Origin of the sequence: Streptomyces sp. NPDC012794 (assembly GCF_042901085.1) — a bacterium.
Taxonomy (GTDB): domain Bacteria; phylum Actinomycetota; class Actinomycetes; order Streptomycetales; family Streptomycetaceae; genus Streptomyces.
This window is the reverse complement of sequence record NZ_JBIBCI010000049.1, coordinates 1-4,923: the sequence shown is the minus strand read 5'-3', so window position 1 is coordinate 4,923 and position 4,923 is coordinate 1. Positions and strand designations below refer to the sequence as shown.

The window sequence follows — 4,923 nt, the reverse complement described above, 5'->3', positions numbered from 1 at the left end:
CGCCGCCGGTCTGGCCGCACGCTGCGAGGTCCAGGTCGCCTACGCCATCGGCAAGGCAGAGCCCGTCGGTCTCTTCGTCGAGACCTTCGGCACCGGCACCCTGCCCGACGAGCGCATCCAGGAAGCCGTCTCCGAGGTCTTCGACCTCCGCCCCGCCGCGATCATCCGCGACCTCGACCTGCTGCGCCCGATCTACGCCCAGACGGCCGCCTACGGCCACTTCGGCCGCGAGCTCCCCGACTTCACCTGGGAGCGCACCGACCGCGTCGACGCTCTGCGCGCCGCCGCCGGCCCGGTCTGAGCGCGGGCCCACACCATCCCCGAGTCCCAAGGACCGACGTGCTGTCCAGGCTGGGCCGGGCCTACGGTCACGAGGCGGCCCGGGAGGTCGAGCCGTGGCTGCCGGCGATGTCGTCGTCAGCGGCCGGGCGGCGCGGCACCACGACCGGACTTCGATCCACGGTCGAGCGCCCGTTCCTAAGCTCGATCGCGACATCCGGACGTGAGAGGCGGCTATGATCAATCTTTTTCAGCCCCAGGTGGGTGCTGAGGAACTCGACGCGGTTGCCGAGGTGTTCGAGGACCGTTGGCTCGGCCACGGCCCCCGCACCAAGGCCTTCGAGGCGGCGTTCGCCGAGCACCTGGGTGTCGCACCCGAACACGTCGTCTTCATCAACTCCGGCACTTCCGGCCTGTTCCTGGCCACCGAGCTGCTGGACCTCGAGGAGGGCGACGAGGTCGTCCTGCCCTCGCTGAGCTTCCTCGCCGCCGCCAACGCGGTCGTGACCAGCGGCGGACGCCCAGTCTTCTGCGACGTGGACCCGCGCACCCTGAACCCCACGCTCGAGGACGTGGAGCGTTCCCTCACCGACCGCACCAAGGCGGTCATCGTCCTCCACTACGGCGGCTACCCGGGCGACATCGTGCGCATCGCCGAGCGCTGCCGCGAGCTCGGCATCACGCTGATCGAGGACTCCGCCTGCTCCGTGGCCTCCCGCGTCGACGGCAAGGCCGTGGGCACCTTCGGCGACCTCGCCATGTGGAGCTTCGACGCCATGAAGGTCCTCGTCACCGGGGACGGCGGCATGATCTACGTGAAGGACCCCGAGCAGGCCGCCCGGGTCCGGCGCCTCGCCTACCACGGGCTCGCCCAGCCCAGCGGCTTCGGCTACGCCAAGGTCTCCGCCCGCTGGTGGGAGCTCGACATCCCCGAGCCCGGCCGTCGCGTCATCGGCAACGACCTGACCGCGGCCATCGGCTCCGTACAGCTGCGCAGGCTCCCCGAGATGGTGGCCCGGCGCAAGGAGATCGTCGCCCTGTACGACCAGGAGCTGGCCGGGACCGCCGGCCTGGCCACTCCCCCGGCGCTCCCGGAGGGCCACGAGTCCACCCACTACTTCTACTGGGTGCAGATGGACCCCGCGATCAGGGACCAGGTCGCCAGCGACCTGCTGGCCGACGAGATCTACACCACCTTCCGCTACGCCCCGCTGCACAAGGTCCCGGCGTACGGCACCGACCCGGCCGAGCTGCCCGCCTCCGACTGGGTTTCCGACCGCACCCTGTGCCTGCCCCTGCACCCGGGCCTCAGTGACGCGGACGTACTCACCGTCGCCGCCTCCCTGCGCAAGGCAGTGGACGCACGCAGCGCGGAGCAGGCCGCCGGGCGCTGATCCGCCCGTACACGCCGCGGGGGCGGGGGGAGTTCGCCGAACTCCCCCCGCCCCCGTTTCCGCATGCGCCGCCCGTCGCGCGGGAGCGGCGCGGCCGCGGCCGCCGAAGGGGGCGCCGGCAGCCCGGCGCCCCCCGTTCAGCGGTCGCGGTCGTGTGCGGTGGTCACGCGACGACGTCGATCCGCCCCATCTGCCCGCCGGAGGAGTGCCCCAGCTGGTGGCAGTGGTAGAGGTACTGGCCCGTGTACGGACCCCAGGTCATGGCGATCTTCACGGTGTCGCCGGGGCCGAGGGTGACCGTGTCCTTCAGCCCCGCGTCGCGGACTCCGGCCGGCTGGCCGTTGCGCTCCAGCACCCGGAAGTACGTCAAGTGGGTGTGGAAGCTGTGCCAGAGGTGGAAGTCCGGCTTGCCGGGCGCGGCCGGGGCCTCGGCGTTGCGGACCGTCCAGACCTCGGTGGTGCCCAGCTTGGTCGTGATGTCGACCCGGTTCGGGTCGTAGGACAGGCCGTTGATGGTCATCGCCGGGAAGGTACGGATCTCGAAGTCCCGCTCGACCGTCGCCGCCGGCAGCGGCGGGTGCGTCGTCAGGCGGCCCGGCACGAAGCTGTAGTCGGAGGCCCGCCGCACGATGTCGAAGCGCATCACCTCGGGGCGCTCGGTGGGCTGCGCGCCCGGGTTCTCCAGGACGACCGAGTCACCGACCGCGTACCGGGAGAAGTCCACGACGATGTCAGCGCGTTCACCGCCGAGCATCAGCAGCTCCGTCTTCTGCACCGGGGTCTCGAGGAAGCCGCCGTCGGTGCCGATCTGGGTGAACTCGATGCCGCCGGCAAAGCGCAGCCGGAAGTAGCGGTTGGCGCAGGCGTTGTAGACGCGGAAGCGGTACTTGCGGGCCGCGACCTGGAAGTACGGCCGCTCCTTGCCGTTGACCAGCATGTGCGGGCAGTCGGACGGGCGCGTGTACAGCAGCGTCCCGTCCGCCTCGACGCGCGCGTCACGGATGATCAGCGGGACGTCGTAGCTGCCGTTCGGAAGCGGCAGGGTCCTCTCGTTGTGGTCACCGAGCAGGTACAGCCCGTGCAGGCCCATGTAGACGTTCTCGGCCTCGAGGTGGTGCGCGTGGTCGTGGTACCACAGCGAGGCCGCGGCCTGCTGGTTGGGGTAGCGGTACGTGCGCTCGCCGCCCGGCACGATGGTGTCCATCGGCAGGCCGTCGTCCTGGGACAGGACGTGCGCGCCGTGCAGGTGCACGGCGGTGTCGACCTGGAGCTCGTTGATCTGGCGGACCACGACCTCACGGCCCTGGGTGGCCCTGATGGTCGGTCCGGGGAAAGTTCCGTTGTAGGTGCGGACCTTCGACATCAGGCCCTTGACGATCTCGACCTGTGCCTCCCTCATCCGTATCTCGTACAGATCGGAGGTGGCCGTGAAGCCGGTCGGCACGAGGGTCTTCGGCAGCGGCATGGCGTGCGCGAACGGCACGATGGGCGCCGCCTCCGCCGTGACGAGGGAACTGGCCACGGCCTCGGAGCCCGTACCGGTCAACCGGTCCCACGGGAACAGGGCGGCGGCGCCACCCGCGGCCGCCACCTTGAGCGCATTACGACGATTCAGCATCAATCGGATCCGGATTCTCTTCGAAGGTACGGGGCTGCGCCGGTCTTCGCCGCCCACGGCACGCCGACGGCGAAGACGAGCAGCAGGCCGGCGAGGGCACAGAGCCGCAGAGCGGTGACGGCATCGGCGGCGATGGCGGAGCCCAAGGGACCGACGTCCACGGGGGAGAAGGCCCGCGCCAGAACGACGAGGGGTACGGTCACGGCGGAGCCCACGGCCGTGGCGGCGGCCGTGAAGGCCAGCTGGGCCGTGAGCGTCCTGCCCCCGGCCCGCACGAGCCGGCCGCCGTGGCGGCGCAGCACCTGCGCCGCCACGGCCAGCAGGGGCAGCGTGAGGTAGAACGCGACGGTGGCCAGGGCCAGGAACAGCCCGGGCCGGAAGGCCTCCGCCTCGACCGGCCCCGAGCTGTGCCACCAGGCATGGTCGCCGGGCTGCGGCGGAGGGGCCTCGGTCCGGCCGTAGACGGTCCATGCCACCGCGGCGGACTGGACGAGGGCGAGCAGACCCAGTGGCGCCTGCCGCAGCGGGGCGAACAGGCGCACCATGCCCGGAGCCGGTACCGGAGCCGGTGTCGGTTCCGGTACCGCCCCGCTCGCGGCGTCGCTCGCGACGGCGGCCGCCCTCCGGTGACCGGCGTGGGCCACCAGGTCCTGCGCGAGCAGACTCACGACGCCGGCTCCTGGGGGAAGTCGGTGGTACGGGCCAGCGCCTCCCACTCCTCCCAGACGGCCAGCCGGTCCCGCAGCACGCTCGGCGCCAGGTCCGCGGCCCCGTTGCCCAGCAGGATGCGCAGCGGCGGCTCGGCCGTGTCGACCAGCTTGAGCAGCGCCTCCCCGGCCTTGCGCGGATCGCCCGGCTGCAGGTGCGCGTAGGCACCCGAGAGGCCGTGCCGGCGCTTGGCCAGTACCGCGTCGTACGCGGCCTTGGGCGTGGCGCGCACCATGCTGCCCGCGCTCCAGTCCGTGCGGAACTCGCCCGCCTCGACCAGGGTGACCTTGACGCCGAAGCCCGCGACCTCCTGCGCCAGCGTCTCGCTGGCCGCCTCCAGCGCCCACTTGCTCGCGCAGTACATGCTGAGGTTGGGGTAGGTGGTGACGCCCGCGATGCTGGACATCTGGAGCAGGTGACCGCTGCCCTGCCGACGCATCACCGGCAGCACCGCCTGGGTCACCCAGAGCGCGCCGAAGAAGTTCACGTCGAACTGGTCACGGACCTGGGCCTCGTCGACCTCCTCGACCGCGCCGGCCAGACCGTACCCGGCGTTGTTGAGCACCACGTCGATCCGACCCGTCCGCTCGGCGGCCTCGGCGACGGCGGCGAAAACGGCCGCGCGGTCGGTGACGTCGAGCGCCACGGGAACGACCCGGTCACCGTGGCGCTCCACGAGCCCGTCCAGCGCCGAAGCGCGGCGCGCGGTGGCGACGACGGTGTCGCCGGCCTCCAGGACGACGTCGGCGATGGCCTGGCCCAGACCCCGTGAGGCCCCGGTGACGAACCAGACCCTCGTCGGACGTCCGTTCATCGCCCGGCCCGCTGCTCGGCGTAGTTCTTGGCGTGGTTGAGGGTGGCGCGGCTGTTGGTGCTCAGCGCGGTGTGGACGTATTCCTTGGCGTCCTCGACCGTGGCTTGCTC

The 4,923-nt window shown here is 71.8% G+C and carries 5 protein-coding genes and 1 pseudogene; 2 read left to right on the top strand and 4 right to left on the bottom strand.

Annotation, left to right across the window (positions count from 1 at the left end; translation table 11 throughout):
* Nucleotides 1–301, top strand: a 301-nt coding sequence (locus ACFY7H_RS33970) for a methionine adenosyltransferase domain-containing protein (RefSeq protein ID WP_388946564.1), incomplete at its 5' end; no start/stop codon positions are given.
* A gap of 214 nt (nucleotides 302–515) precedes the next feature.
* Nucleotides 516–1,673 carry a DegT/DnrJ/EryC1/StrS family aminotransferase gene (locus ACFY7H_RS33965; RefSeq protein WP_388946561.1) on the top strand — a complete coding sequence of 386 codons (1,158 nt, stop codon included), beginning with the start codon at nucleotides 516–518 and terminating at the stop codon, nucleotides 1,671–1,673.
* Between the two features lie 163 nt (nucleotides 1,674–1,836).
* Here the strand turns inward: ACFY7H_RS33965 and ACFY7H_RS33960 are convergent, their stop codons facing one another.
* From ACFY7H_RS33960 to ACFY7H_RS33945, 4 genes and pseudogenes are all read right to left on the bottom strand, one after another.
* Nucleotides 1,837–3,291 carry a multicopper oxidase family protein gene (locus ACFY7H_RS33960; RefSeq protein ID WP_388946558.1) on the bottom strand — a complete coding sequence of 485 codons (1,455 nt, stop codon included), beginning with the start codon at nucleotides 3,289–3,291 and terminating at the stop codon, nucleotides 1,837–1,839.
* Complete coding sequence (locus ACFY7H_RS33955; RefSeq protein ID WP_388946556.1) at nucleotides 3,291–3,959, bottom strand: hypothetical protein; 669 nt, start codon at nucleotides 3,957–3,959, stop codon at nucleotides 3,291–3,293. The genes ACFY7H_RS33960 and ACFY7H_RS33955 overlap by 1 nt, the downstream gene beginning before the upstream one ends.
* Nucleotides 3,956–4,813, bottom strand: a complete 858-nt coding sequence (locus ACFY7H_RS33950; protein ID WP_388946553.1) for an oxidoreductase — start codon at nucleotides 4,811–4,813, stop codon at nucleotides 3,956–3,958. The genes ACFY7H_RS33955 and ACFY7H_RS33950 overlap by 4 nt, the downstream gene beginning before the upstream one ends.
* Nucleotides 4,810–4,923, bottom strand: a pseudogene (locus ACFY7H_RS33945) (cyclase); the annotation flags it as partial. The gene ACFY7H_RS33950 and the pseudogene ACFY7H_RS33945, both read right to left, overlap by 4 nt.